At 59.0% G+C, this 26,784-nt stretch carries 28 protein-coding genes and 1 pseudogene; 15 read left to right on the forward strand and 14 right to left on the reverse strand.

Features of this window, described 5'->3' with window-relative positions; genetic code table 11:
• The first annotated feature begins 72 nt into the window (after window positions 1-72).
• From OF122_RS01770 to OF122_RS01795, 6 genes are read left to right on the forward strand one after another with little or no spacing between them, the layout of a single operon-like run.
• Window positions 73-345 carry a hypothetical protein gene (locus OF122_RS01770; protein WP_264226171.1) on the forward strand — a complete coding sequence of 91 codons (273 nt, stop codon included), beginning with the start codon at window positions 73-75 and terminating at the stop codon, window positions 343-345.
• On the forward strand, window positions 312-734 hold the full coding sequence (locus OF122_RS01775) for an AraC family transcriptional regulator (RefSeq protein ID WP_264226172.1): 423 nt from the start codon (window positions 312-314) through the stop codon (window positions 732-734). Before OF122_RS01770 ends, OF122_RS01775 begins: the two co-directional genes overlap by 34 nt.
• Window positions 735-784: 50 nt before the next feature.
• Entirely contained in the window at window positions 785-1,069 is a 285-nt protein-coding gene (locus OF122_RS01780) for a helix-turn-helix domain-containing protein (protein WP_264226173.1), read from the forward strand.
• A 42-nt stretch (window positions 1,070-1,111) separates the two neighbouring features.
• Entirely contained in the window at window positions 1,112-2,203 is a 1,092-nt protein-coding gene (locus OF122_RS01785; RefSeq protein WP_264226174.1) for a PAS domain S-box protein, read from the forward strand.
• Window positions 2,140-2,460 (forward strand): EAL domain-containing protein, encoded by a 321-nt coding sequence (locus OF122_RS01790; RefSeq protein ID WP_264226175.1) that lies wholly within the window; start codon window positions 2,140-2,142, stop codon window positions 2,458-2,460. The genes OF122_RS01785 and OF122_RS01790 overlap by 64 nt, the downstream gene beginning before the upstream one ends.
• A 20-nt stretch (window positions 2,461-2,480) precedes the next feature.
• Window positions 2,481-2,876, forward strand: a complete 396-nt coding sequence (locus OF122_RS01795) for an EAL domain-containing protein (RefSeq protein WP_264226176.1) — start codon at window positions 2,481-2,483, stop codon at window positions 2,874-2,876.
• Between the two features lie 280 nt (window positions 2,877-3,156).
• Here OF122_RS01795 and OF122_RS01800 read toward each other — a convergent pair whose 3' ends face one another.
• The 5 genes from OF122_RS01800 to OF122_RS01820 form a co-directional block, all read right to left on the reverse strand.
• Complete coding sequence (locus OF122_RS01800) at window positions 3,157-3,828, reverse strand: ABC transporter ATP-binding protein (RefSeq protein ID WP_264227733.1); 672 nt, start codon at window positions 3,826-3,828, stop codon at window positions 3,157-3,159.
• Window positions 3,828-4,574: an ABC transporter ATP-binding protein gene (locus OF122_RS01805; protein ID WP_157289375.1), complete on the reverse strand. Its 747-nt coding sequence runs from the start codon at window positions 4,572-4,574 to the stop codon at window positions 3,828-3,830. Before OF122_RS01805 ends, OF122_RS01800 begins: the two co-directional genes overlap by 1 nt.
• Window positions 4,571-5,533, reverse strand: coding sequence for a branched-chain amino acid ABC transporter permease (locus OF122_RS01810; protein ID WP_264226177.1), 963 nt, complete (start codon window positions 5,531-5,533; stop codon window positions 4,571-4,573). Before OF122_RS01810 ends, OF122_RS01805 begins: the two co-directional genes overlap by 4 nt.
• Window positions 5,533-6,432 (reverse strand): branched-chain amino acid ABC transporter permease, encoded by a 900-nt coding sequence (locus OF122_RS01815; RefSeq protein ID WP_264226178.1) that lies wholly within the window; start codon window positions 6,430-6,432, stop codon window positions 5,533-5,535. Before OF122_RS01815 ends, OF122_RS01810 begins: the two co-directional genes overlap by 1 nt.
• A gap of 89 nt (window positions 6,433-6,521) precedes the next feature.
• Entirely contained in the window at window positions 6,522-7,814 is a 1,293-nt protein-coding gene (locus OF122_RS01820) for an ABC transporter substrate-binding protein (protein ID WP_264226179.1), read from the reverse strand.
• A 144-nt stretch (window positions 7,815-7,958) separates the two neighbouring features.
• On the opposite strand from OF122_RS01820, the gene OF122_RS01825 reads away from it, so the two are divergent.
• The gene (locus tag OF122_RS01825; protein WP_264226180.1) at window positions 7,959-8,645 is read left to right on the forward strand and encodes a DUF2848 domain-containing protein; all 687 of its coding nucleotides are present in this window, start codon (window positions 7,959-7,961) and stop codon (window positions 8,643-8,645) included.
• A gap of 29 nt (window positions 8,646-8,674) precedes the next feature.
• On the forward strand, window positions 8,675-9,331 hold the full coding sequence (locus OF122_RS01830; protein ID WP_264226181.1) for a GntR family transcriptional regulator: 657 nt from the start codon (window positions 8,675-8,677) through the stop codon (window positions 9,329-9,331).
• A 6-nt stretch (window positions 9,332-9,337) separates the two neighbouring features.
• Here the strand turns inward: OF122_RS01830 and OF122_RS01835 are convergent, their stop codons facing one another.
• From OF122_RS01835 to OF122_RS01865, 7 genes and pseudogenes are all read right to left on the reverse strand, one after another.
• Complete coding sequence (locus OF122_RS01835; RefSeq protein WP_264226182.1) at window positions 9,338-10,723, reverse strand: amidase; 1,386 nt, start codon at window positions 10,721-10,723, stop codon at window positions 9,338-9,340.
• Window positions 10,684-11,067 (reverse strand): cupin domain-containing protein, encoded by a 384-nt coding sequence (locus OF122_RS01840; RefSeq protein ID WP_264226183.1) that lies wholly within the window; start codon window positions 11,065-11,067, stop codon window positions 10,684-10,686. Before OF122_RS01840 ends, OF122_RS01835 begins: the two co-directional genes overlap by 40 nt.
• A 9-nt stretch (window positions 11,068-11,076) precedes the next feature.
• Window positions 11,077-12,564: a 4-hydroxyphenylacetate 3-hydroxylase family protein gene (locus OF122_RS01845; protein ID WP_264226184.1), complete on the reverse strand. Its 1,488-nt coding sequence runs from the start codon at window positions 12,562-12,564 to the stop codon at window positions 11,077-11,079.
• 22 nt (window positions 12,565-12,586) lie between these two features.
• On the reverse strand, window positions 12,587-13,120 hold the full coding sequence (locus OF122_RS01850) for a flavin reductase family protein (protein WP_264226185.1): 534 nt from the start codon (window positions 13,118-13,120) through the stop codon (window positions 12,587-12,589).
• Window positions 13,117-13,659: a MarR family winged helix-turn-helix transcriptional regulator gene (locus tag OF122_RS01855; RefSeq protein WP_157289385.1), complete on the reverse strand. Its 543-nt coding sequence runs from the start codon at window positions 13,657-13,659 to the stop codon at window positions 13,117-13,119. The genes OF122_RS01850 and OF122_RS01855 overlap by 4 nt, the downstream gene beginning before the upstream one ends.
• A 262-nt stretch (window positions 13,660-13,921) precedes the next feature.
• Window positions 13,922-14,694: pseudogene (locus tag OF122_RS01860) on the reverse strand (IS5 family transposase).
• Between the two features lie 831 nt (window positions 14,695-15,525).
• Complete coding sequence (locus OF122_RS01865; protein ID WP_264226186.1) at window positions 15,526-16,401, reverse strand: helix-turn-helix domain-containing protein; 876 nt, start codon at window positions 16,399-16,401, stop codon at window positions 15,526-15,528.
• Between the two features lie 171 nt (window positions 16,402-16,572).
• Between OF122_RS01865 and OF122_RS01870 the strand changes: the two genes are divergently transcribed.
• The 7 genes from OF122_RS01870 to OF122_RS01900 all read left to right on the forward strand — a co-directional run bounded on the left by OF122_RS01870 (window position 16,573) and on the right by OF122_RS01900 (window position 23,512).
• Window positions 16,573-17,805 (forward strand): amino acid ABC transporter substrate-binding protein, encoded by a 1,233-nt coding sequence (locus OF122_RS01870; protein WP_264226187.1) that lies wholly within the window; start codon window positions 16,573-16,575, stop codon window positions 17,803-17,805.
• A 97-nt stretch (window positions 17,806-17,902) separates the two neighbouring features.
• Entirely contained in the window at window positions 17,903-18,778 is an 876-nt protein-coding gene (locus OF122_RS01875) for a branched-chain amino acid ABC transporter permease (protein ID WP_264226188.1), read from the forward strand.
• The gene (locus OF122_RS01880; protein ID WP_264226189.1) at window positions 18,775-19,707 is read left to right on the forward strand and encodes a branched-chain amino acid ABC transporter permease; all 933 of its coding nucleotides are present in this window, start codon (window positions 18,775-18,777) and stop codon (window positions 19,705-19,707) included. Before OF122_RS01875 ends, OF122_RS01880 begins: the two co-directional genes overlap by 4 nt.
• Window positions 19,704-20,432: an ABC transporter ATP-binding protein gene (locus tag OF122_RS01885; RefSeq protein ID WP_264226190.1), complete on the forward strand. Its 729-nt coding sequence runs from the start codon at window positions 19,704-19,706 to the stop codon at window positions 20,430-20,432. Before OF122_RS01880 ends, OF122_RS01885 begins: the two co-directional genes overlap by 4 nt.
• Window positions 20,425-21,141, forward strand: coding sequence for an ABC transporter ATP-binding protein (locus tag OF122_RS01890; protein ID WP_264226191.1), 717 nt, complete (start codon window positions 20,425-20,427; stop codon window positions 21,139-21,141). The genes OF122_RS01885 and OF122_RS01890 overlap by 8 nt, the downstream gene beginning before the upstream one ends.
• Before the next feature lie 21 nt (window positions 21,142-21,162).
• Window positions 21,163-22,614, forward strand: a complete 1,452-nt coding sequence (locus OF122_RS01895; protein ID WP_264226192.1) for an aldehyde dehydrogenase — start codon at window positions 21,163-21,165, stop codon at window positions 22,612-22,614.
• A gap of 265 nt (window positions 22,615-22,879) precedes the next feature.
• Complete coding sequence (locus OF122_RS01900; RefSeq protein ID WP_264227734.1) at window positions 22,880-23,512, forward strand: tyrosine-type recombinase/integrase; 633 nt, start codon at window positions 22,880-22,882, stop codon at window positions 23,510-23,512.
• 119 nt (window positions 23,513-23,631) lie between these two features.
• Here OF122_RS01900 and OF122_RS01905 read toward each other — a convergent pair whose 3' ends face one another.
• Together OF122_RS01905 and OF122_RS01910 are read right to left on the reverse strand one after the other, a co-directional pair.
• Window positions 23,632-26,037, reverse strand: a complete 2,406-nt coding sequence (locus tag OF122_RS01905; protein ID WP_264226193.1) for a sensor histidine kinase — start codon at window positions 26,035-26,037, stop codon at window positions 23,632-23,634.
• Window positions 26,034-26,705, reverse strand: a complete 672-nt coding sequence (locus OF122_RS01910) for a response regulator transcription factor (protein ID WP_264226194.1) — start codon at window positions 26,703-26,705, stop codon at window positions 26,034-26,036. Before OF122_RS01910 ends, OF122_RS01905 begins: the two co-directional genes overlap by 4 nt.
• Between the last annotated feature and the right edge of the window lie 79 nt (window positions 26,706-26,784).

The following is a 26,784-nucleotide window of genomic DNA, read 5'->3' on the forward strand; positions in this document are numbered from 1 at the left end:
CGGTATGGACAGGCGGCAGCGCGCCACCTCGCAAAGAGAGCAAAGTCTGTCGGACGATGAAAAGAGATCTCCATGCGGATCGTCATCTTTGTGCCATCGGACGTTCATTCGCTTGAACTTGCCGGTCTCACGGACGTATTCGCCGAAGCAAACGCTCGAGCCGCCAGCAACTTCTACGAGGTTGCGATCGTGGCGGAAGACGACAGCGTTGTCCCCTGCGCGTCCGGGCTCAGGGTGCTGCCCGATATCGCTTTCGATGCGTACGAGGGTAGCCCGACACGTTTCTCGTGGCGGGAAGCGTCGGAGTTCCAATGCCGCCGGGCAAGCGGGTCACCGACTGGTTGATCGCCATGGCTCCCCGGACACGGCGCTATGGGTCGGTCTGTACCGGCGCATTCGTGCTCGGGAAGGCGGGGCTCCTCAAAGACCGCCGCGTCACCACGCACTGGCAGTTTGCCTCTTTGCTCGCCGAGCGCTTCCCGGAGGCTCATGTCGAAGGCGACCGCATGTTCGTCCGCGACGGTGCGATGATCACGTCGGCTGGGTCGAGCGCTGCGATCGATCTCGGCCTTTCGCTGGTGGAGGAAGACCTAGGCCGCGAAGTCGCGCTCTACGTCGCTCGCAGGTTGGTCGTGTTCCTGAAGCGTCCGGGGATCAGTCACAGTTCAGCGTACATCTGGCAGCACAGGCCATTGATCGCAGTCGGCTTTACAACGTCCAGCAATACATCCTGAACCACCCAACAGCCGAGCTGTCGGTTACGGCTCTGGCCAAGATCGCTGCTATGAGCCCGCGCAACTTCACGCGCGTCTTTTCCCAAGAGGTCGGAATATCGCCATCTGACTATGTTGGCCTGACTCGCATCGACGTCGCACGCTTCCTCTTGGAGGGGAGTCGGCTGTCGATCGCATCGATCGCCGCGCGCAGTGGTTTCAGGTCGGGGCGCGCCATGCGCCGAGCATTTCTGTCGCATGTCGGGGTCGCGCCGTCCGACTATCGGCAGCGGTTTCGAACGTCCTGCGATGGCGCAAAGCACAGTTTGTCCGATAGCGGCTCTCTGTTGTCCTGAAAGCGCGCAGGTGTGGGATTGCCCCGCCCGGTGGCACGGTCCATGGCTGTTGTCATGGATGATATCGAGAGCACGACACCATCAAACAGCAAAGCGACCCCGCCGTCCGAGACCGACGATGGCCTCCTCAGCTCCGACGCGGTCCGGTCAATTCTTCCCACCCTGGTCGAGGAGTTGAACGATGGGATCGCGATCGCCCAGCGTACCATGGCAAATACACCTCTGCTTTACGTGAACAAATCCTTCGAACGTCTGACCGGCTATACGCGTCATGAGGTCATTGGCAAGGACTGCCGTTATCTACAGGGCAGCGAACGTGACCAACCAGAGATCGCCCGCATTCGCGCCGCGATCGAGGCGGGTGAGGCCATGGACGCAACGCTGCGAAACTATCGCAAGGACGGGTCAGCGTTCTGGAACAGTCTCAGCGTCAGACCTGCCCGCGTCGGCGACAAACTGCTCTATGTCGGCATATTGCGCGATGTCTCGGAAATCCGGCAGGCGCATGTCGCCCTGGATCGCGCTGCCACCCTGGACGAGACTACGGGCTGCCTGAACCGACAGTCTTTCATCCTTGCTGCTGAAACGCGCCTTGCCAAACACGCCGCGGCGGTTCTGGTCTTGAAGCTGGATGCGATCGGCTTTCACGATCTCAACACCGGGCACGGATTCGAAGTCGGAGATGCGCTGCTTGCCGAAACGGGGCGACGACTAAGAGATGTAGGGGCCGCACTGGTGGCTCGGATGGGCGGGAATGAGTTTGCGCTGGCATTCGAACTCCTCGATGAAGCAAGTGCCGCCGCGATCGTGACTCTCGTTTCGGCTACCCTTGCTGCGGATTTCGTGGTGGCAGGTGCCAATGTCTCCCTGCGCTTCGCCATCGGCTATGCAATCGGCCAGCCCACGACAAGCACAATTTCTATTATTCGCAATGCCGGGACCGCCCTGTGGGCGGCAAAGTCCGACCCTCTGGCCGGTCCGCGCAGATTTCGCGACGCGGACTACGAGGAGGCCCGCCGACGTGTGCGCATGACGCGAGAGTTGAAGGTAGCAGTGCCAACGACGAATTCGTGTATCATTTCCAGCCTCAGGTCGACCTGCAGACCTGTGACTGGATCGGTGCCGAAGCGCTGATCCGCTGGAACCACCCGTTATTCGGCAGCCAACTCCCCGGCAGCTTCATCGAGACTGCCGAGCGATCAGGTTTGCTTCTCGATCTGACCGAAAAAAGCCTTGTCACCGTCGCGACCTTCGCACGGCGCATCAATGCCAATCGCGACAAGTCCATGCGCTTTTCAGTGAATGTGTCTGCGGGGGAGTTCCTGCAGCACGACATGGCCGAAATACCGACCGGATTCTGCTCTCGACCGGCGCCGAACCGGCCTGGCTGACACTGGAAATTACCGAAAGCATGTTTCTCAGCGACACACCCGGTGTCAGGGATGCCTTCGAACGGCTGCGCCGGATCGGTGTCGGACTTTCGGTCGACGACTTCGGCACGGGCTATTCGAACCTGCGCTCGCTCGAAACCTTTCCGGTTACCGAGATTAAGGTGGACCGCTCCTTTGTCGGGGAACTGACGACAAATCCATCAAAAAGGGTGGTCGTGCGCGCCATCATCGAGCTGGGACGGGCCCTTGGCGTGACCATTGTTGCAGAGGGCATCGCCGCAAGCCTTGCGCGGTCCGGCAAATCGGACGACGGCGGCTTCGGATGCATTCGGTCCATAAGCGCAAAACGGCCCCGATTGCGCCAGTCGGCAAAGCGCCCTCACTTCCAACATTTGGGCCGCCAAGACCCTTGCTGAAGGCTGCCGGTTCGCTTCGACCACGGTAGCGAAATGGCGGCGAGCTCCGCGCATCCATACCATCTGCCTGGTCCGCCATCGTGCACATAGGTGATGTTTCGATGACTTTGGAGCTATATTGCCGTCGCGGTCCCGCCCCCAACAAGGATGCAGACCGCAAGGGGCAATAACGACAGTTGATCCCTTGGGCGATTCACAAAATTTGTCGCGTAGCGACCAGCCGCACCCCGGCTCGCATCGAACCTTCATTCACCTTTGCAGGTCGCTCTGTAACGCTATGCTACATGGCTTCCACAGTTCCGCCTGATACCATGCCCCGCTCGATGGTAAGAGTTTCATCGGCGACTGATGACAACAGATCGGGACTGGATTCGGTGATCATATAGGCAATGTCGCGTTTTTCTGCCTTGAGCCGCTTGAGCGCCCTTGCATAGTCAAGCGCCAGCGCTGGAGCGAGTCCCTGAAACGGCTCGTCGAGCAACAGCACGCGATCAGCGACCATGAGGGCCCGTCCAAGAGCGACCATCTTGCCCTGACCTCCAGAGACGCTGCCCCCCGGCCGAGCGTCGAGCGTTTCAAGCTGAGGTATGAGCGCGTAGGTCTCGTCGAGACGACGTTTGCGTTCTGTGGGTGCCATACTGAGCGCCAGTGCAGGAAGGAGAATGTTTTCGCGCACGGAAAACTCTGCGATCAAGCGCCGATCTTCGGGAGCATAGCCAATTCCCAGAGGAGCTCTAGCGAAAGCCGGTTTGTCCAGCAGAGCATCGCCCGCCAGCGACACAGTACCCGAGACGACAGGTAGAAGACCCATAATGGCGCGAAGGGTGGTTGTTTTGCCAGCTCCGTTCCTGCCGATCAGGACGGTTGTCTTGCCAGATTCGAGGGTGAAGCTGATGCCTCGCAGGACCTGCACGCCTTCGATTTCGACTTTGAGATTATCAACCTTGAGCATCATGCAACCCCCACAACAGTTTCCACGACGCGGGGGTCCTGAAGAACCTCCGCCGGCTTGCCTTGCGCAAGAATGGACCCGCTGTTCCACACCAACACTCGGTCGGCGTAGCGCTCCACGATTTCCATGTCGTGTTCGACAAAGAGCGCGGTCAAACCCTTGGTGCGCATAGCGTTCATGAGCGTTTCCATGATGGAGAACCGCTCCAACGCGCTCACACCGCTTGTTGGCTCGTCGAGAAGCAACAGGCGTGGTTTGAGTGCGAGCGCCAAAGTGATGTCGGCTAGCTTTCTCAGCCCCTCAGGCAGGGTGCCGGCGATCGCATCGGCATGAGCCGATAGTCCCAGCAGTTCGAGCAGCTCATCGGCCTCTTCTTGATATCTGCGACGTGCCAATGGCTTTAGGCCATCCCAAACACCTTGGCGAGAGGCGATGGCCAGCAGCAGGTTGCTCCGTACTGTCTGGTCTGTGAAAAGCTGGGGAATTTGAAACGCGCGTGCAATTCCCTGCCGCGCGATCCTGCGGGGCGCCCAGCCGGTGATCGGCTCACCTTCCAGGTACACCTCGCCCGAGACGGGGCGAATGTAGCCGGTGCACAGATTGAGGAACGTTGTTTTCCCCGAACCATTGGGTCCGATGATGGCAAGAAACTCGCCTTTTTCGATTTCCAGGCTGACATTGTCCGCCGCTTTGATGCCAGCGAATGCAATGGTCAAGCTTTCTGCCTTCAGCAGGGGCTGGCTCATGACTTGTTCTCCCCGAGCTTGGCGCTAGACGTTTTATCCGCTGACTTGGTGACCAGGCCGTATAGGCCCTGTGGCAGGAAGAAAATGACCAGCAGCAGCGTTGCGCCCATGATTAGGTTCCAGGCGTTATGGGCAACGCCAACTGCGACGGTGTGGACGATCTCGAGAAAGATCGACCCGATGAACGGTCCAGCAACGCCGCCGATCCCGCCCAGAACAGCGGTCAAGACCAAGTGGCCAGATTCGGTCCAATAGGCGTATTCAGGTAGGACATGGCCGATCGAGACGGCGGCAATGGCGCCTCCAAGGCCGGCCAGCGCTGCTGAAATCGTGTAGGCGATCAAGAGCACAGTCCAGGCCGACACACCCAGATATTCGAGACGCACTTCGTTGGTATGAATAGCGCCGACTGCGTGTCCGAGAGGGCTTTTCAGGAACTGAACGCCTAGGCCAGCGATGATGGCCATGAGCGCCAGCGCGACGTAGAACAAAACGATATCGAAACCGGCCTTGGTAAGGGTCATGCCCAACACCGTTGGGACGGGCACGCGCAAGCCATCGGTGCCGCCCGTTATGCCATAGAGTTTGGAGAGCAGGGCGAAGAACACCATCGAGACAGCGAGATTGAGCATCGCGAAAAAGATCGCGCGATAGCGAACCAAATAGGCCCCGACAAGGGCGCCAATAACGGCCGTGACCAAGGTGGATGCGATAAGGAGCACGAACAGGTCCGATATTCCCGACCGCAGGACGATAAAGGCTGCGGTGTACGCACCGGCCGCATAAAACATGGCGTGTCCAATCGAGATCAGACCAGCACGCAGAAGCAGGGCCACGCCGACTGCCGCAAATCCCTTTGCAATGGCGATGGTGAGCACGAATTGAAGCCAGGGGGCCGCGAAGGGGACGATGGCCAGGGCGGCAAAAGCCGCGACGAAAAGTGCATAGAGGATTTTCATCAGATCTTCCTCGTCGTGGCGGTGCCAAATAGCCCGTTAGGGCGAACCAGCAATACGGCGAGCATCACAAGGAACGGGGCAACGGTGTCGAATGCGGGGGCGTAATAGACCGCGAGGACTTTCGCGCCAGCGACAATGATCGACGCCACTGCAGCGCCTTCGATTTGTCCCAATCCGCCGATGGCGGCGACTGCAAATGCCAGCACCATGGTTTCGGCACCAAGGCCGGGGGCAACGCCAGTCGTTGGCGTGGCAAGGGCCCCACCCAGCGCTGCGAGAAACACCCCAAGCGTAAAGGCAATCACGAAGGCGCGGTCGGTGTTGATGCCCATAGCGAGGGAGACTTCACGGTCGGCGACAACGGCGACAAGCAAACGGCCCAGGCGGGTGTGCTTGATGAGAAACCGCATGCCGAACAGAACAGCCAGCGCGAGCACGATGAGGAGCAGCTGATAATTGAGATAGAAGATTCCGCCAATTTCAGTTACCCCGAGAAGCGCCATGGGAGTGTCCTGATAGATTGAGCGCACACCAAAAACGAGGCGCTGAAGGTCTTCCAGGATCAGGAATAGACCAAACGTCACCAGGATCTGGATCGCTTCATGCCTGCCATATGTCCAACGTATCAGCGTGCGTTCGACAAGCGGACCGAGGACCATGGCAACGAGCGCCGCGCTCAGCAGCAGCGCAGGGAAAGAAAGCCAAGGGTTTAGGCCTGCGCTGATGAGCCAAAGGCCCATGCTGGCGGCAATATAGGCTCCAATTGAGTAGAAGCTGCCATGGGCAACATTGAGGATGCGCTGAACGCTGAAGACCAGAGTCAGGCCGACGGCCACGAAAAATATAAGCGCGGCGTTGGCAAGTGCGTCCATGATCAGCGGCAAGGCCATATCAAGCATATCTTGTCCATCCGTGAGGTCTGCACCGCTTGGGTGCCGGTGGCGCGGAGCCGGTCCCCTCAAAAGGACAAGGCTCCGCGCGCACGCCGTTAGTTATAGGAGCCAGGCTCGGGAAGCGTCTCGAGGAACTCTGGTGTGAGGGTCTCGATCCACGCAATCGGATCTTCTCCCAAAGGTGCCATCAGGGCTTCGCCGTCGTACCGCACCATATTGGTGATGACTGAGAAGTCGTAGGTGTCCGAAGGTCCAGTGACGCCAATCACCTGATCAACGTATCCGTCGTTGTCCTCGCGCAGACGCGCAGTGCCTGTAAACGTCGCAGTTTCGATGCCCTCCAGCGCTGCGGCGATCTCATCGCGTGAAGGCCATTCGCCATTATTGGCCTCGATCGCGGCTTCATAGGCCGCTTTCATAACCATGAAGCTATTGGCCATTTTCATGGTGGGAAATACCGGATACTCGCCAAAGCGGGTCGCATATTCCTCAGCGAAGGCCACGGTATCCTCGTTGGCCTGGGCGTCGGGTGTGAGCCAATACCCGTCACCGAGCATGCCAACGATCACACCGTCTGGCAGATCTATACGCTGGAGGATGGTCTCGCCGAGCGCCAGGACAGTCTGGCTTTGCGTGAGGAGGCCGCGCGGCTGGGCCTGACGGACGAAGTTTTCGAGATCTGCACCCCAGAGGTTGGAAAAGATGGCGTCCGGGCGAGCGGCCGATAGGCGAGATACTTCGGTCTGGTAGCTCGAAGCGCCAAGGCTCGGGAAGAGCTCAGCGACAATTTCGACATCGGGCTTAAAGGCGCGGAAGGCCGCCTTAACGATCTCGGCGGCGTCATGACCAAAAGCATAGTCAGGATTAATGATTGCGACTCGTTCGATGTCGGGATTGACCTGAAGCAGGTAAGCGACATAGGCCACAAATTCGGGAATGGTGTTCCCATTGGGCCGGAACGTGTAGTCGAGCTGTTGGTCCAAAAAGAGCTGGTGGGTATCGCAGTTCCAGCTGATCGTTGGCATTTGCATTTGCTCGGCAACGGGCGCCAATGCAAGACAGTTGCTCGAAGAAAGCGCTGCGATCATCACCTGATAACTGGTTTCACCAGCAAGACGGCGATATTCGGCAATGACCCCTTCGGCCCCTTGGGCTTCGTCAACGATCGTCGCTCTGAGAGGCACCCCATCAATGCCGCCGGCGGCGTTGATCAGGTCGACCATCAGCTCGGCTCCTTGGGCGCCGGGCTGGCCATAGGCTGCTGGAGCACCAGAAGTGAACGTAAAGACCCCCACGTCGATCTGCTCGGGTTTGTCCTGAGCCATGGCCTGGGTTGCGAGGACGAGAGACGCCATCAGCGTCCCAGCAGTGCGTACGATATGTTTCATTCCCTGTCCTTCCTTTGCAAGCGGTCGACCTTTCCCTACGGTCAAATAAAACGCTTGTGAAATATCACAAGATCATTACCATGGATTGCTGTCAAGCATCTTTGGTGATGCAGACCATTCGCTACAACCAAAGGAGGAGCCGAAATGGTGGCACTCAATATGACTGTGGACAGCCAAACGGGCGAGCGCGCAGTACGGTTTGATATCGACGCTCTTGTCATAGCTGGCTGGGCCGGTCGCAATCGCGAGGCAATGGAACATCATATTGCCGAGCTGGAGACGCTCGGCATCGCGCGGCCCAAAGCAACACCAACGTTCTACAGGGTTTCGCCGTCCCGCTTGAACAGTGATCCTGTCGTCCAGGCGACCGGTGAGAATTCGAGCGGCGAAGCCGAGCTGGTCTTGATTGCTGCTGATGGAGACCTCTTCGTCGGTCTTGGTTCCGATCATACCGATCGCAAAGTCGAAGCCTATGGAGTGACGGTCTCGAAACAGATGTGCGACAAGCCAGTGGCGGACCGTGTATGGCCGTTTAGCGAAGTCGCTGACCACTGGGACTCACTGATATTGCGCAGCTATGTGATTGAGGATGGCGAACGCGTGCTCTATCAGGAGGGGCGTGTGGACGGGCTTCTTGATCCGCGCGATCTGATCAAACGATATACAGGCACCGACACGCTCGCTGATGGCACAGCAATGTTTTGCGGCACGCTGCCGGCAATTGGAGGCGTAAGGAGCTTTACAAGCTTTGAGGCTGAGGTCGAGGATCCGAAACTGAGCCGGACGATCTCGTTCCGCTACGATACCGCGATCCTCGAAGATGTAGGGTAGGCCGTATAGATGGGCGCGGAGGACATTTGATGAAAACTGTTGGCAAAAGGGTTTCGCTCCGCGACACCGCTTACGATGAGATACGCAAGCTCATAGTGACGTGTGAACTCCGCCCCGGGCAGCCTTTGACGGTCACGGACCTGGCTGAGGCTCTCAACATAGGAAGAACGCCGGTGATTCAGGCGATCGACCGGTTGGCGGTCGATGGACTCGTCGACGTCATGCCCCGCAAGGGGATCGTGGTCAGTCCCGTCAGTCTCGATGATTTCATGGAGGTTATCGAGATGCGTATGGTCAATGAGACGGCCGCCGTCCGTTGGGCGGCCGAAAGGGCAAGTCGCGCCGAGATTGACATGATGGAGGCCAATCTTGCAGCCATCTGGCAGGCGGCCAAGGACCGCAATATCGAAGAGTTCATTTCGCTCGACCGCGATTTCCATCGCTTGATCACGCAATCGGCCAGCAACCGTATCCTAGGAGATGTGCTCTCCAGTCTCCATGACAAGGCGTTGCGGTTCTGGTTCATCTCGCTCAAGGCACCCGATCACAATATTCGGGTTTGCGAGCAACATGCGGCAGTCATTGAAGGCATAAAGTCGGGCAATCTCGACGTTGCGGAAAAAGCGATGCGCGAACACATCGCTTCTTTCCAGATGAACGCAACGAGCCAGATCATGCGCGCCTGATCGAGCTTAACCCCTCAATATCGCTTCGGCAGAGTGCGCGACACCCAGCAAGGATCTGTCGCCACCGTGGGACCCCATTAAATTCATGCCAACCGGCATGCCGCCACCGACCGGAATCGGGATCGAGACAGCGCAGCGATCGAGAAAATTGGCCACTGTCGGATTGCGAAGAGCCAAGAGGTTCGCGCGTCCATAGGCTTGTTCATCCTCCAGTTCTGCAAGCGTCGGAGCGACGAAAGGCGTCGTGGGGAATATTACGGCGTCATAGGACGCGGTCGCACTGTTTGCCGCTTTGATCATCTCTTGGCGGATGTCCAAAAGGCGCTCATATTCGCCCGGTTCCTGTTGCAAGGCTTTCTCGATACGCACGCTGACCCGCGGGTCGTATAGCTCGGCCGACGAGGCGAGCAGCTCCTGGTGGACCATCAGAGCCTCGTGAGCAACGATACCGCCGCGCGCGTTGAGTTCGGGCAGTCGGTCAAGGTCCTCGAGCCTGATTTCTTCAATCGTCACCCCGGCGTCTGCCAAGCGGTCTATTGCAACCGAGAATGCGTGCGACACTGCCGCTTCAACGTCATCGGTTACGTAATTGACCAGAACTGCCAATTTCAGCTTTGACGGCTTGACCTGATCGGGCGCTGCTGGCTGATCGCCGGCCATGATCGCGTCAAGCAGCGCGCAGCATTCCACGCTGGCACCAATCGGGCCAATGCTGTCGAGGGATTTCGAGAGGGGATAGGCCCCATCCAGGGGGACGCGCGACGCCGTCGGTTTAAAACCAGTTAGGCCACACAAGGCGGCGGGTATGCGGCAAGAACCGCCCGTGTCGGTGCCGATGGCGGCGGCAGCCATGTTTCGGGCGACCGAGACGGCTGCGCCCGATGACGAGCCGCCGGGGATGCGTGGTGTCGTGGGATCGGCGGGGTTGGCGGGCGTTCCATAATGGGGATTGATGCCAAGACCGGAATAGGCGAACTCGGTCATGTTGGTGTGCCCGAGGATGATCAGCCCGGCCGCCCGCAGCCGCTTGACGATTTCTGCGTCTTGTCGGGCCGGTGCGGCACTTTTTAGAACGGTCGAACCGGCCGTCGTCACCAATCCTTCGACGTCAAACAATGCCTTTATTGAGATTGGGATGCCGGCGAGAGGTGAAGGGGACTTCCCTTCGGCGCGAAGATCATCGACGCGCTGGGCATCGGCCAGTGCGCGGTCTCGGTCGAGAGCGAGAAATACCGGCGAATTAGGGTCGTCGGACTTCTCGATGGTTTCCAGATACTGCGTGACCAGGGAGAGGCTCGTTGCCTCTCCCTTTTCGAGTTTGCGTGCGAGTTCCGAGAGCGTCACCATTTTGGTTAGTCTTCGTCGTAGTAATGGATTTCGAGCAGGACACACCCTTGCTCCGACTTGAAGGGGCCGTGATAGGCTCCAGGGGGGCGACACGCATAGGTGTTGGGTGAGAAGCTCTCACCACCTTTCCCGTTCTCGTCGTTCCCCACCGTGAGATCACCTGAAACCAAATAGACTTCCTCCCAGTAGTCGTGGACGAATGGTTTGGTGGTGAACACACCGGGTGCAAACCGCAAGAGGCGCGTGCGGTTGCCAGACTTTGCGTCTTCATCGAGAGCGCCTGCGAGAATTTTCTGTTCGATTCCCTCAGGATAGCCGGCTGGGACGTGCCAACCTTCTGTGCCCATGTCGACGGGGAAAAATTCAAGATGCTGCTTGTTGATAGCCATTTTGGTTCCTTACGCCGCTGATGATTTGGTTGTCTTGAGCTCGTCCTCGAGCGAATAGCTGTCGAGCATGCGATCGACCAACTGGGTGCAGCTGTCCCAGTCAAACGAGCGGAAGCTGTGCCCCTTGGTGACAAAATTGGCGCCCGCATAAAACATTTCGTACTGGCTATGACGGGAAGCAAACTCCGAGCCCACGGCGTCCCATGCAAGCTTGAAGAATTTCACGCGGCCTTCGGACGATGACGTCGGCGATTGCTGGGTTTTGCCAATGAGCTCGCGCAATTCTGGATTGGCAAAATCCTCGACGGATGAGGGCAACATGATCAGACCGCCACCCGCCAGTTCGCGCAGAGTCGTGATGACCTGCCCATAGAGCTCTTGGGTGAGAACCTGAGCTGAGTAGAGCGTGTGCGTGTCGGGGATGAAATAACCGTTCCGAGATTGTCCCTTGATCTCCATTGCATGAACGAGAGAATCCACGAGATTGTTCTGGGCGGCCAGCTTTCCCAGCGTCTCCTTGACTGGAGGAAAATTGATGATGCCGTTGGTATCGGCGATCTTGCGGGCGATACCGACCAAGAACCGCATTTTGACCATGAGGCGGATCTGGGCCTGGTAGTTTTGGTAGACGTGAGCCGGGGTGGCCATGAATTGTTTCATGCACATCGCCGTGTCCTGGTTTACAAAAACCCGGTCCCAGGGAACCTTGACGTCATCAAAATATAGGACAGCGTCATTCTCGTCGAACCGGCTGGCGAGCGGGTAGTCATAGACGCTGGTTGCAGCTTGTTCGTACGAGCGGCGCGAAAGGATCTTTAGACCCTTTGCATTCATGGGAATAGCAAAGGAAACGGCGTATGGCTCTTCGCCCTCACGCAAGGGCTGGATGCAGGTCACAAAGACCTCATTGGCCATGATTCCGCCCGTCGCGAGCATCTTTGCCCCACGAATGGTCAAACCTTCGGCATCCTGATCAACCACACCGGCAGTAAGGAACGGATCCTGCTGCTCATTGGCGGCCTTGGAACGATCAGCCTGGGGATTGATGATCACGTAGGTGAGGTAGAGCTCATTGTCCCGCGCGTAGCGATAATATTCGGCCAGAGCCTTGGCGCGGTTGCTGTCGTAGGACTCGAAGACGTCGATTCCCATATACATGCCCGAAATACACGATGCGACGTGGTCCGGGGCTCGCCCCAGAAAGCCACCATGGATTTCGGTCCATGCAACCAGCGCTTTTCGGCGCTCGACCAGCTCCCCGTATGACCTGGGCAGCTGCCAAATCCGATTGGCTCTCAAGTCACTGTTTTCACCGACCTGATAGGTCATCAGGTCCAAATTTTCAGGACGCGACTGGAAATCATATAGCTTGCCCGTCGACTGGACGGTTCTGCGAAAGGCGGGATGGACGCTAACGTCGCCCGCATGTTCGCCGTTGATATAGACGGAACGACCGTCATTAAGTGATGCAATGTGTTGAGCGCCGGTCTTAACCATGGCGACGTCCTCCTTTGGGGGGTCAGTAGTGAATTGCGAGCGGCCAAGGGGCCACGTCTTGGGTTTGTTCAAGCTTTGCGTAGCGTCCCTTGGAGAAAACCAGGGGGCGTCGGTCGGGGGTTGAGCGCATCTCGATCACTTCCACGATGAAGAGGATGTGATCTCCGCCATCATGGGTTGCCCACGGACGACACTCAAAGACGGCGGCGACGCCGGCCAGAACGGGGGCCTCGGCAAACCCTCTGTGAAAATGGGTGCCCTCCCATTTGTTGGAGCCGGCACGGGCAAATCGGTTGGAAATTGCCTGTTGGTTGTCGGAAAGGATGTTGATCGCAAATCCCTCGGCCTGCTCCCAATGGGGGAGGCTTAAGGCGCGTTTATCCACGCTGAACAAGACGAGCGGGGGGTCGAGCGAGAGGGAATTGAACGAACTCATCGTCATCCCGCAATCTTCGCCGTCACCGCGGCAAGTTACGATACAGACGCCCGTTGGGAATTGGCCCAGCGCCTGACGCATTTCGCGGGGATCAATGCTTGTGGATGCCGAAGCACTCATTGATCGCTCCTTTCCGTGCCCACAAGGTAGTCCGAGAGCAGGACTGCCTTTTCCGCGCTCGCCCGCAGAGAGGCCGCCAGTTGCCGCACGAGGGCGTAGTTGGCGGCATTCACCGGTTCAAACAGCAGATCATTGACTTCCTGCTGTACGGGCGCCAGCTGAGACAGAAGAGCAGTGCCTTTGTCCGAGACACGCATATGAACACGGCGCTGGTCGTCGGGATTGGGAGTCTTGGTCACAAGTCCCAATTTTACGAGCTTGGTCGTTTCACTGGTTACGAATGGCGGGGAAAACGCGAGGTGATCGGCGAGAGCTCGCACGCCAACCCCGCGTTCCGACTGTAGCTGCCTGATGCTGATGAGCAGAGTGTACTGGACCCCCGAAAGGCCGACAAACGCTCCAAATCGGGAGCGGATTTGCTCGAGCCGGGCCGAAAAGGCCAGCAGGTTGTGCACCATCTCGCGGAACGCATCATCCTTGCCAGCAATCAAAAGGTCCTCCCGTCCCACCGTGGGTTCGAATTGAATGTCCTGTTCCATCTTCGCCTCCCATGGATAGTGTGGGAACATAATTAAGTTAGTTAAGTATCTTGTCAAGAATGCGTGTGAAATTTCACGCAAAAAGACGAAATGGGCGGCTCAATGGCCGCCCCAAACATGTTCGGGCATGTCGCCTATTCCGTACCGAAGGCTTGGCACTAGGCTTGCTCGATGCAGTCATGCACTGATCTTATATCCGGATGCGCCGAGCACTATCCCACTGCCCTGCACATTGTACAGATTGCCTAGGGTCGAGACTCGTTCATAGCCAGTATGCGACTGCCGCTGCGAGCATGACGGCAGATAGATAGTTTCGGGCAAGCTTGTCGTATCGGGTGGCAACGCGGCGGAAATCCTTGAGCCGGCAGAACATGGCCTCGACACGCCAGCGGTCTTTGTAGCGTTTCTCGTCGTATTTGATTTTGCGCTTCCGGTTCTTGCGGCCAGGGATGACCGGGATTGTCTTCTGGTTGCGCAGAGTGGAACGAAGGCGGTTGGCATCATAGCCGCGGTCAGCAATAACTCTCTTCATGCCCATCGTGTGGGCGATGAGCAGATCGGCCCCCTTCATGTCCGAGGCATTGCCGGGCGTCAGGATGAGGCGGATCGGTCTGCCGATAACGTCGACGAGCGCATGGATCTTGGTGGTCCGGCCACCACGCGAGATGCCAATGGCATTGGTTCGCGCCCCCCTTTTCCCCCGCCTGCACAGCGATGGGCTTTGATATAGCTGCTGTCGATCTGGGCGGTTTCCGCAATCCAGCCTTGTTCGGTCAGAGCCGCGAGAATGCGTGCCCATACGCCGCGGCGACTCCAGCGGTTCCAGCGATTGTAGACTGTTGTCGAGGGGCCATACTCGGCAGGGCAATCAGCCCAGCGTCCGCCGCACTTGAGCATATGAACGATCCCCGAAATTACCCGCCGGTCATCCACTCGACGTGCTCCAGGCTGGTTCTTGGGGAGATGTGGCTCAATGGCCGCCCAAGCTGCATCACTCAACCAAAATAGTCTGCTCATCGATACCTCCGAACTCATCTAAAGCCAGAGAATCTGATTTGCAGCGTCTATTCAACAAACTGATTGGGTATGGACCCTAGTCTGACGGCATTGCGGAATTTCTGGCCGCGCACTCGGCGTGTGCGAGGCCGTCGTTGGCGGCTATGGCGAGGGCCCCTAGGTGTTCCCCAAGCCGTGACGACTCCCGTCCAATCATTATTTCAGGTTTGGGGCACCGGATACCATCAAAGACGACTCGCGCGGGGTCGGATCCTGAATGGCCGCTTGTCCAGCATTCTCGCTAGCACCGGACTGTCAGCATTGGGCCCCGATTGCGCCAGTCGGCAAAGCGCCCCCATTTCGGTCGTTCAAGTTGTCTTTGCGCTTTCCCAAAAGCTGCCGCTCAACGCAGGGTCCGAACGTCGACCGCTAGCGAATACGACCGAAAATATCTCTCAATGCATCGGCGTTATCGCCCGTCCCAATCTTCCAATGTCCAGGCTGCCTGCCATTTTCGACTAAGTGTTGGGCGACATGGTCCTTACCGTTTAGCCTCACCGAACACGTTTTCCTGTTGTGGTCCTGCCGAAAGATCTGTCGAGTGCGGTGACCGCAGGTTATCGATGATCTGTAGGGTGGGGCGACTGACGTAACGATGAGCCTTGCTGAGCGGTCTGGTTTGGTCTCAGGTGGTATTGAACGATTAGAACATCGCCTTGAACGGCGATGAAGCGCGGAGTCGGCCCGCTCCCGCCGTATTATTTGGAACCCAACGGTCAGCTGGGAACGGGCCGCTGGAAATGCTGGCCAATAGGAAGAAGGCCCCCTATGACGCGCCCAGAGCGAGTCTTCCCCATTGGCGCTTCAGCCTCACGGCCAGGCCGCAAAAGAGGACGCGACGTCCAGGTGTTTGCGCGCCATTTCCTGTCGGTACTGCTGAGGGCCCTTTCCGTTAAGACGTTTGAAAAAGCGAGAAAAATAGGCCGGATCTTCAAAGCCGAGCGACAGGGCGATCTCGGCGACCTGCATGCCGGAATTCTCAAGCATCTGGCGGGCCTCGGCGATCAGGCGCGAATGGATCAGGCCGAGCGGGGTTTGGCCTGTGGCGCGCTGGACGGCACTGTTGAGTCTGTCGGTGCTCACCCCAAGATAACGCGCATAATCGCCGACCGTCCAATGCCCGCGCATCTGGTGATCCACCAGATGCAAAAAACCGCTCACAATGGCTCGCGGCGCTGGGCGGGGCACCGTTGTGCTCAGATCTGATGTGCGCCAGACCATAATCAAAACGATCGCCAGCTGATGGTGTATCATCTCATGAGCGCCAGCCCGGTTTTCGCGCAGCTCAGCCTCCATATTCGATATCAACGTAGCCAATCGGCTTGAGACGTCACGTTCGATACGGGTTCCCAGCTGTGGGCGCTGGGAAAGGCGGCGAATGTCTTCCGCGATATTGCCGGGTAGGGTCATCTGACCCAGCACGGCATCTGAAATGGCGAGCCACGCGCCGCGCGATCCTGCGTAAAGCGTCAGTTGAGCCGGCTTCCCCGTAGGCACCCAGACTAGGGTTGGCGCCTGAAGAGCCGCCGTCTCACCTTGATAGCTGATCTCGCCGGTGCCCGACACGAGGACGAAAATGCGGTGGCGCCGCCCCCTCAGGCTCCACTGAGTCGTATCCAGTGTCGATGCGATCGACTGGCTCTCGACTTCCTGGGCAAGATCGAGACGCTGGCGCGTCGCTTCCATTTGAACTGATCGCATCGCGCCTCTCCTAGTTCCCAGAAAAGTACAAGTTTCTCCCGAAAAAGTCTATTCTTGTTCCCTGGAGGTTTGAGATAGCGTCATGTCAGGCGCTCGAAGGGACGAAAAGTCTTACGAGTGCCCCGACGCCCGATTGGGGGCATGAGGAGGATTTCCATGACATTGTTTACCCGCAGGGGCGCCCTGCGTACCCTTGGTGCTGCCGTAACGCTGATGGCCGGCGTTAGCGCCTTTGCCGTTTCCGCGCAGGAAGAGCGCACATCGGTTAAGATCGGCTATGCTGTCTCCATCACCGGTGCCAATGCAGGCGGCGCCGGTATCACCACCATTCCGAACTATCGCCTCTGGGTTCATGAAGTGAACGAAGCAGGCGGTCTCGAACTTCCGGACGGTTCGCGCCTACCCATCGAAGTCGTCGAATACGACGATCGCTCCTCGGCTGAAGAAGTCGTGCGCGCCGTCGAGCGGCTGGTTACGCAGGACGAAGTCGACTTCGTGCTCTCTCCATGGGGCACGGGCTTCAACCTCGCCGTCGCACCGCTGCTCGATCGGTTTGGCTATCCGCTGATTGCCTCGGCCGCCGTCACCGATCGCGCACCCGAGTTTGCCGAACGCTGGCCGGGCAGCTTCTGGCTTCTGGGCGGGGGCGCCGATTACGCAGGCGCCTTGGCCGATGTTCTTGCAGCCGCGCAAGAAGCCGGCGAAATCAATGGCGATGTGGCAGTGATTTCGGTGGCCGACGGGTTTGGTATCGATCTCATCAATGCCGCCCGCGAAACTTTTGCCGAAGCCGGGCTCAACATCGTCATGGACCGGACATACCCGCCGGGCACCACCGATTTCTCGCCAATGATCAACGAGGCGCAATCTTCGGGTGCCGACAGTTTCGTCGCGTTCTCTTATCCCCCTGACACATTTGCCCTGACGCAACAGGCCCAGGTCGCGTCCTTTAATCCCAACGTCTTCTACCTCGGCGTCGGCACCCCGTTCCCGACCTACCTCGCCGCTAATGGCGACAATACCGAGGGCGTATTGAGCCTTGGTGGTATCGACACCTCGAACGAAGCGCTTATGGATTATCGTCAGCGCCACGAAGACTTCATCGGCCAGGCTCCCGATTTCTGGGCTTCGCAGATGACCTATGCTGGTCTTGAAATGCTTGAGGAAGCCATCAGCCGCGTCGGGCTCGATCGCGACGCAGTGGCAGAGGAGCTCGCCACGGGCACCTTCACCACAATCCTTGGCGAGACGGCGCTGGAAGATAACCAGCTTCGCGACCTCTGGTGGACAGGTCAGTGGCAGGATGGCGTGTTTGTTGCCATCGAGCCGTCCGATCTTGACGGCGCCAGCGACATCCAACTGCCCAAGCAGCCCTGGTCGGGCCAGTAAGAAACACGGCCCTACCCAAACGCATTAGGGCAGGGCCGTCCCCAAAATCGGATATCAGTTTGACCACATCGTCCCTCAGGCGGCGGAAGGGTTTGACATGCTGACGACTGCGCTCATTTCAGGACTGGTGCTTGGCGGCACCTATGCGCTCGTTGCCATGGGCCTCACGCTGCAATACGGCATCTCGCGGATCATGAACCTCGCCTATGGCGAGGTCACAATCTTCGCTGCGTTCTCGGCTTTCCTGTTGTTTTCCACCTTCGGCATCAACCCGTTGATGGGCATGCTTGTCGTGCTCCCCGGCGCCTTTGCCTTCGGCTATCTGATCTATGGCGTTATGATGCAGCCGCTGGTCAAGCGATCGTCCAAGACCGGCACGTTGGAAGTAGATTCGATCCTGGCGACCTTTGGCCTGCTGTTCGTTATCCAGGGCGTGATGCTGGTGACCTTCGGCTCGAACTACACGAGCTACAACTACCTTAACTTCGGCATTGACATTCTTGGCGCCAACATCGCCGCAAACCGGCTGCTCGCTTTCGTCTTGGCGATCGTCATCGGCGGAGCGCTGTTTTTCGTGCTCACCTGCACCCGCTGGGGTACGACCATCCGCGCCATCGCCGTCGCGCCGAAATCCGCTCCCTTGGTCGGCATCAACGTCAACCGCACGGCCCGCTTCGCATTTGCGCTCGGCACCATGCTGGCCGCCTCGGGTGGCGTGATGATTTCGATGTACCAGACCTTTAACGCCTCGATGGGCGTGGTCTTCACCATGAAAGCGCTGGTAATCGTCATCATGGGCGGCCTAGGCAATCTCATGGGCGCATTGGTCGCCGGCCTCCTGCTCGGGCTCGTCGAGACCTTCGTCGCCACCTATGTCGACCCCGGACTGACGCTGGCCTCGACCTATCTCATCTTCCTCGTCGTGCTCCTCTGGAAGCCTTCAGGTCTGTTCGGAAAGGCGACCGGACGATGAATCGCACTATCATCGGCTTTATCCTTATCAGCCTGGCGCTCACTGCCCTGGCCTTCATTCCCACACAGATTGGCGCCTATGGCGTCGGACTTCTGCTCGGTATGACGGGGTATGTGGTTCTTGCCAGCGCATGGGCGCTGTTTTCCGGTCCCACACGCTACATTTCGCTGGCCACCGTCGCATTCTTCGGCATCGGCGCATACACCGTCGCAGTACTCAGCGAAACGCTGCCCTATCCCCTGGTCCTCGCCGTCGCCGGCCTCATAGGCCTGGCTGTGGCGCTCGTCGTCGGGCTCGCAACGCTGCGACTGGCCGGCATCTATTTCGTGATCTTCAGCTTCGGGCTGGCCGAATTGGTCCGTCAGCTCGTCACCTGGTATGAAGTCAACGTCACCGGCACGCTGGGCCGCTACATCTTCCTGCCCATTACAGCCGAACACATCTACTGGCAGCTTCTCGGCCTTGCCGCCATAACGCTGTTGATCGGCTGGTTGATATCGCGCTCGCGGATCGGTCTGGCGCTCAAGGTCATTGGCGACGATGAGACTGTTGCTGCCCATACGGGCATCGACATCTCCCGCCTCAAGCTGGTCCTTTTTGCCATCAGCGCGACCATCATCACACTGGCCGGCGCCATCCAGGCACCGCGCTGGACCTATATCGAGCCGGCCATCGTCTTTAATCCGACGATCTCGTTCCTCACGGTCATCATGGCCTTGCTGGGTGGAGCCAACCGGCTCTGGGGTCCGATGCTGGGTGCGATCCCGCTGTTCCTGCTATTCGAATGGCTCAGCGCCAATTTCCCGAACCATTATTCGATCATTCTGGGCCTGATGTTTATCGCCATCGTCTTCATCGTCCCCCGCGGCATACTCGCGCTCGCCGAAGATCTTCTGAAGCGCACACGGCGCAAGGAAGTGGCTCAATGAACAAGCTTTTGGAAATCATCGATCTCAAGAAACAGTTCGGCGGCCTGACCGCGGTCAACGATGTCAGCTTTTCTGTCGCCGAGGGTGAGATCGTCGCGCTACTCGGCCCCAATGGGTCCGGCAAGACTACAGTGCTCAACATGATCTCGGGGGCCTTAACGCCAACGGCGGGAACAATCGCTTTGGCCGGGGAAACGATCTCGAACCTGCCGCCCCACAAAATAGCGCATAAAGGCGTGTCGCGCACGTTCCAGCTCGTCAAGATTTTGCCATCGCTGACCGTTGCCGAAAACGTCATCGCCGCTTTGGCCTTTCGGCCCAACCCGCTCTGGGGCAGCGCAGCACAGGACCGTGCCGATATGCTCCTGGCCGATGTCGGGCTTTCGGGGCGTGGCCATGAGCATGCCGATGATCTGACCTATATCGACCAGAAGCGCATGGAACTCGCCCGCGCGCTGGCCGCCGAACCGCGGCTTCTCCTCCTCGACGAATGGCTCTCGGGGCTCAATCCGACCGAGTTGCGCGTCGGCATCGACCTCATCGTGTCGTTGCGCGCGCGTGGCATGACGATCGTGCTGGTCGAACACATCATGGAGGCCGTTCGCGCCCTTTGTACGCGAGCCGTCGTCATGAACATCGGTTCGAAAATCGCCGAGGGACCAACGGACGATGTTCTTGCCGACCCGGCGGTGATCGCCGCCTATCTGGGAGACGGCCATGCTTGAGATCGAAACCCTCTCGCTGCGCTACGGTCGCCATCTTGCATTGGAAAATGTGTCCGTCAAAATCGCCGAGGGCGAGACGGTTGTGATCCTTGGGGCGAATGGCGCCGGCAAATCCTCGCTCCTGAAAGCCATCGGCGGGCTGGCCCGTCCCGTAGCCGGATCGAAAATATCGCTCGACGGCCAATCGCTGCTCGGCACGCCGTCGCACAAGATCCCCGAGACCGGTATCGCGCTGGTTCCAGAGGGCAGGGGCGTATTCGGTGACCTGACCGTTGAGGAAAACCTTCTTTTGGGCGCCAATCCCAAACGCGCCCGCGCGACCGAAGCTGAACGCAACGCGCTCATCTTCGATCTTTTCCCCCGCCTTGCAGAGCGCAAGCGCCAGATGGTGCGCACCATGTCGGGTGGCGAGCAGCAAATGGTCGCCATCGGGCGCGCGCTGATGAGCAACCCCAAATACCTCATGCTCGACGAGCCAAGCCTCGGGCTGGCGCCAATCGTCGTCACCGAACTGTTCGCCGCGCTCAAGCGTGTGCAAAAGACAGGTGTGGCGCTACTTTTGGTCGAACAGAACGTATCGATTTCACTTTCGATCGCCGATCGCGGCTACCTCCTGGAGGCTGGTCACATCGTGGGATCGGACACCGCCGAAGCGCTCAAGACCGACGCTGCGGTGCAACAGGCATTCCTTGGCGGCACCGCCGCCTGATGTCAAACAAGGAGACTAGCGATGGACCAGCTCGGCCTGCTCATTGCCAATGAAGATCAAGACGCCACCGGCGGTGCCGTCTTCGAACGGCTCAACCCCATCTCGGGCGAGGTTGCGACCTGTGCCGCCGCCGCTACCGTAGAGGATGCCCAGCGTGCCGCAGATGCTGCTGCTGCCGCATTCCCCGAATGGTCGAAAACCGTTCCGAAAGAGCGGCGCAAGATTTTGCTCAAGGCGGCGGACGTGCTCGAATCGCGCGGTCCGCAATTTGTCGAGGCTATGGGCGCCGAGATCGGCGCTACGGCCGGTTGGGCGATGTTCAACGTCATGCTCGCCGCCGACATGCTGCGCGAAGCGGCCAGCCTCGTTACCCAGATCAAGGGCGAGATCATCCCGTCCAATCGTCCGGGCAGCCTCGCCATGGCTGTACGCCAGCCGGCAGGCGTCGTCCTCGCCATGGCGCCGTGGAACGCCCCGGTCATCCTCGGCGTCCGCTCGCTGGCCACGCCGCTTGCCTGCGGCAATACTGTGGTCATGAAGACCTCGGAGCTCTGCCCGCGCACGCATCGCCTGATCGTCGAATGCCTGCTGGAAGCCGGCTTGCCCAAGGGCGCGCTGAATGCGGTCTCCAATGCCCCCGAAGACGCCGGCGAGATCGTCGAGGCTCTCATTGCCCATCCGGCCGTGCGCCGTGTGAACTTCACTGGCTCCACACGCGTGGGTCGCATTATTGCAGAGAAAGCTGGACGGCATTTGAAGCCCGCGCTTCTCGAGCTTGGCGGCAAGGCGCCATTTGTCGTCCTTGACGATGCCGATCTCGAAGAAGCCGTCGCAGCTGCGGCCTTTGGCGCTTACATGAACCAGGGTCAGATCTGCATGTCCACCGAACGCATCGTCGTTCAGGACTCGATTGCCGACGCTTTCGTTGAAAAGCTTGCAGCCAAGGCGAAAACCCTCGTCGCCGGCGATCCGACCAAAGGCGATACACCGCTCGGTTCGGTGGTCGATGGTTCTGCCGCCCAGCGTCTCGATCAGTTGATCAAGGACGCCACCAGCAAGGGCGCCACGCTCGCTGCAGGTGGACGCATCGACGGCACCATCATGGATGCGACCCTGCTCGACAAGGTCACGCCCTCGATGCGCATCTATGGTGAAGAATCGTTTGGTCCCGTCGTTACGGTCGTCCGCGTGGGCTCGGTCGATGAAGCCGTGCGTGTCGCCAATGACACCGAATATGGCCTGTCGTCAGCAGTCTTCGGTCGGGACGTTAACCGTGCTTTGTCGGTCGCCCGACGCATCGAAAGCGGCATCTGCCACGTCAACGGCCCCACCGTCCACGACGAGGCGCAAATGCCGTTCGGCGGCGTCAAAGCGTCCGGCTATGGCCGGTTTGGCGGCAATTGGGGCATCGCCGAGTTTACGGAATTACGCTGGGTCACCGTCCAAGACGGCCACATCCACTACCCGATCTGATTTCTGCGGCCTTTGCCCTAGTGTAAAGGCCCAGTATCTTCAAAAGGCAGTTTGAACTGCACGACATGAGCACGGTGAAGCAGTATTGGGAAAAGTTCATCTAGCGGGCCAATTAGGACCTGGGGGGCCATGAAGTTGGCAATATTTGCAATTTAATGGCAGCTTTTTCCGTTTTTTTGATAGAACCGGTCAGTCCGGTTCCGGCCCCGCAGCTGCCGGTCTCAGCGTTTCACTTTTGGCCAATCACGGCCAAAGGAGAACTCCGATGGTATACTCACGATATGATGCTGCAGCCCGAGGACGGGCTGCATGGAATGCAGGCAAGACTGTGGGGACCAAGCGTCCCCTGACTCAGAAGCAGATCTGGGCGATCCGTTTCTTCCTGGATCGGGAAGGACGAGTTCGAGACCGTGCGCTGTTCGATCTCGCCATCGACAGCAAGCTCCGGGGATGCGATCTGGTCAAGATCAAGACAGGTGACTTGGTCGCAGGGCCGGAAATTCGAACGCGGGCAATGGTGGTTCAGCAGAAGACCGGACGTCCGGTCCAATTCGAACTGACCAGCGATGTGCGTGCCAGCCTACTCTTATGGCTCGAGAGACGAGGGGGCACTGTCGGTGATTACGCTTTTCCAAGCCGCGTCGACCATGCAAATCACATGAGCACGCGGCAGTATGCCCGTTTGGTAGACGAGTGGGTCACAGCCATTGGCCTTCGTTCATCGGACTATGGCACCCATTCCCTTCGAAGAACGAAAGCGGCGATGATCTACAAGGCAACTGGCAATTTACGAGCCATACAGATCCTGCTCGGACACACTAAGATCGAGAACACTGTTCGGTATCTCGGCGTAGACATCGAGGATGCTCTGCTTCTGGCTGAACGGACCGAAATCTGAACATGGAGCGGTCATTCTCACTATGGATGACCGCTTCGTGCAGCTTACTCTTTCCCCCAAACATTTGTGCTTGTGAGACTTTCCCTTCGCAGGAGGCAGCTTGATTTCAGGGCATCCGGTCAGGGCGAGGTGACCAACTCGAACCAGGCATCGAGAAAATTGCTGCGTTTGATGGAATCCAGATAGACCAACAGTTCTGGCCCCATGGCAATACGTTGATAATCGGCGTCTAGGGCCGGGGCGCGTTGCGTGCCCCATAGAAGGCGGGATACCAACGACAAGCCTCTTTCGGAGAGTAGGAAATTTGCAATCTGTTCTGCATGGACGGACCACGCGTGCTCCGGAGCAAACAGGGTCCAAGGCAGCGCCAGCACATAATCTTGCGGCATGACGATCTCATAAAAGTCAGATGCACCGGTGGCGACCACTTCCGAGAGCGGAACGTTATAGGCCAGATCGATCTCGCCCCGTCGCAAAGCTGCTACGAGTTCGGTACCCGTATCGTAAATCCGCGCTTGGGCCGAACCGAACGCTGCGGCCAGACGCCAGTAGAGCGGGGAGCGCAGGCTATCCTGGGTAGCCAATGTGTAGGACACGGCATCGATCCCAACGTTGACGATACCGATGCGTCTGAGCAGGTCTTCACGGGTTTCAAGCGCCTGGGCCAGATCGAGGCGCGAGGTGGGAAGAGCGTTGGTCTGCGCCCATTGACTTGAAACCAGAATAACAGCCGGATCGAAGGCGAGCGCGAACAATTCGCTGCGCCAAGAGCTTTGCCCGCCCGATGGCATGCCAGCCGGCTCGATCCGCATCGGGGCAACGTGACCCTGATTGGTGATGGCAACGGCGATATCAGGCGCGGGCATAATCACGAGATTGGGGGGGAACGGGGCACCGGCGGACAATCGAGCGACCACCTGCGCGCTGCGCGCTTGTTGGTAGGTGAGATTGATACCGCCAAACTGTGACTGAACCGCATCCAATAAGGGCTGGACACGCTGATCGGTCAAAGGCGCTGTCAGGGTTAAATCAGCCTGGGCCCGCACGGGCTCGCTTGTCCAGGGTGAGGCTGTAAGCACGACCGTTGCGACCAGAAGGGCAAGGCAATAATGCTGGCGGGTTTCAAGAGACGATCGGTTGGGGCGTGACGCGCCAGGGATCGAGATGACCACGCAAAGCCCTCCTGTGGCTGGGCTCATCAACGCCACGGTGCCGCCTAGCGCCGAGATCACGTCTCGCGTGATTGCCAGGCCCAGGCCCGTGCCGCCAGGATGGTCGGTGTCGCGTTCGAAACGCTCAAACACCCGCTCGCGTCGGTCAGCCGGGATACCCGGCCCCCGGTCGCAAATTTCAAGCACGACGGTGTTGGCTGATGCCTTGAGCGTGACACTGGTCGGCCCTCCGGCATAGAGAAACGCGTTGTCGATGACATTGCGGATGGCTTCAGCCAGACTGGCGGGATCAGCATTGATCCAAAGCGCGGTCTGGGGAGCGTGGAAGACCGGGCCTTGATCCCGATCTGCTCCGCTATCGATGACGGCCTGGTTCACCACAGTTTTCGTCAACGCCACCAGATCTACCGGCTCGGTCTCGCCCGCCGTTATGGAATGAAGCAATGTGGCATCGGCGAGCAGACGGGTGGCCAGGGTGCTGGTGGTGACTGCGTTGGCGTGAATGCGCTCTAGGCGCCTGCGGATCAGCGCCGGGTCGTTCTCCTCAAGAGCGAGTTCGGCCTGTAGCCGCATGGCCGCAAGCGGGGTGCGGAACTGGTGTGCCGCATCGGCCGTCACCCGCCTTAACCCCTCCAGCGCGGCAAAGAGCCGGCCCATAAACCCATTCAAGGCGCGCGCCAGCGTGGCGATTTCACGCGGCAGATGCTCATTGATGGGATCAAGGTTCGAGGGAGTTCGGCGGGTGAGCTGGTGTTCGATGGATCTCAGGGGCGCAAAGGCCAGCCTGATCCCCACCCAAATAATCCCGAACGCGCAGAGCGCGATGGCGACGGCCGGCAGGAGGGCGTCGGCGGTCAATTGGGCGGTCAACTGGTCGCGCGCCTCTCGCGTTTCGCCAACGAAAACATCGATCCAACCCGCCTCACCGGTTGTGGCATCCGATCGGTATCGGCTCACGGCGGCCAGCCGGATCGGCTCATTCTGCATGACGCTATCCTGAAATCGGATGTCCGGACCGCGAGCAGAAGTCATCTCCAGCCCCAGAACGGGGTCGCCCGTAACGATGCCACCATCGGGCGCGGCCACCCGGTAAAAGATACGGTTCAGTCTGGACGTGCCGAGAATGGCGAAAGCGGAATAGGGAATGTCTACCGTCACCTCACCATCCACATAACCGACCGTATCGGCGATCGAGAGCGCGGCGGCTTCGAGCACCCTGTCGAAGGCTTCATCGGCCGCTATCGTCGCATTGCTTCGGATGGTCAAAATCAGCAGTGAGCCCACGACGATAAAGACGAGCGCGGCGCTCAAAACGATCAGGCTTTCGAGCGAATATGGGCGCCTGATCCTCACAGCGGTTTTTCCCGCAAAAGATACCCGACGCCGCGCTGGGTAACGATTTCGACGTTCGAGCCGTCAAGCTTGCGCCGAAGACGGGAAACCAGGAGCTCGATGGCGTTCAGCGAACCGACATCGTCATAGCCAAAGAGCGCAGTCGTCATGTGTTCCTTGTTGATCGGTTTGCCCTTGCTGGCCGAAAGTGCTTGGAGAAGCTCGAACTCGCGGCGGCCCAGCTCTAGTGGTACCCCGTTCACCGTCGCCGCCCGGCGAGAGAGGTCGATTACCAAGTCTCCAACGCTGACAATGGATGCAGAAGCGCCCAGATGTCTGCGCATCAGCGCCCGGACCCGGGCCGCAAGTTCGTCTAGATCGAACGGTTTGACGATGTGATCGTCCGCGCCCAGATCGAGAATGCTGACCTTATCGTCGATCTGGCTACGTGCCGTCATGACGAGCACCGGTGTGCCCGATCCACTGGCGCGCAGCGCTTTGAGAATCTGGAAGCCGTCCCGTCCGGGCAGGTTTATGTCCAGAACAATCAGGTCATGCCCCCCTGCGATTACCAGGTCCTCTCCTTCGTAGCCATCGGCCACATGGTGGACGGCGTGACCGTCCCGGCCCAGCTTGGTGGCTACGGCTTCGGCGATATCGATGGTATCTTCTAGGAGCAAAATGCGCATGGCGCCGCACGACAGGACTCTGACAGGAAAAACTGGCTACACAGATAGCCAATATCAGTGGCCGCACCAAATCGTAAAG

Source organism: Pelagibacterium flavum (assembly GCF_025854335.1).
Lineage (GTDB): Bacteria > Pseudomonadota > Alphaproteobacteria > Rhizobiales > Devosiaceae > Pelagibacterium > Pelagibacterium flavum.